The organism is Streptomyces sp. AC627_RSS907 (assembly GCF_019049165.1).
On sequence record NZ_JAGMUE010001108.1, the window covers coordinates 1 to 542 of the forward strand.

Here is a 542-nt window from a genome sequence, read left to right on the forward strand (position 1 = left end):
GGCCCGCCGTGAGCGTGATGGTGCCGGCCAGCGAGCCGCCGAACTTCTTGGCGGCGACGGCGGCGAAGGTCTCGTACGTGCCCTGCAGGATGCCCTGGGTGCCGATGTAGATCCAGGAGCCGGCGGTCATCTGCCCGTACATGGTCAGGCCGAGGGCCTCAAGGCGGCGGAACTCCTCCCAGTTGGCCCAGTCGCCGACCAGGTGCGAGTTGGCGATGAGGACGCGCGGCGCCCACTCGTGGGTCTGCATGACGCCCACCGGGCGGCCGGACTGCACGAGCATCGTCTCGTCCTGGCGCAGCGTGGTCAGGGTGCGCACCATCGCGTCGAACGAGCGCCAGTCGCGGGCCGCCTTGCCGGTGCCGCCGTAGACGACGAGCTTGTCGGGGTGTTCGGCGACCTCGGGGTCGAGGTTGTTCTGCAGCATCCGCAGCGCGGCCTCCTGCTGCCAGCCCAGCGTGCTGAGCTCCGTGCCGCGCGGTGCTCGTACGGGTCGCGGTCCCGACATGGGTGCTGCCTCCCTGGCTCGACGGGTGGTACGC

General features: G+C 71.0%; 1 pseudogene. It reads right to left on the reverse strand.

Going from position 1 to position 542, the window contains the following annotated elements:
* Positions 1-508, reverse strand: a pseudogene (locus KUM32_RS40540) (urocanate hydratase); the annotation flags it as partial.
* Positions 509-542: the final 34 nt, after the last annotated feature.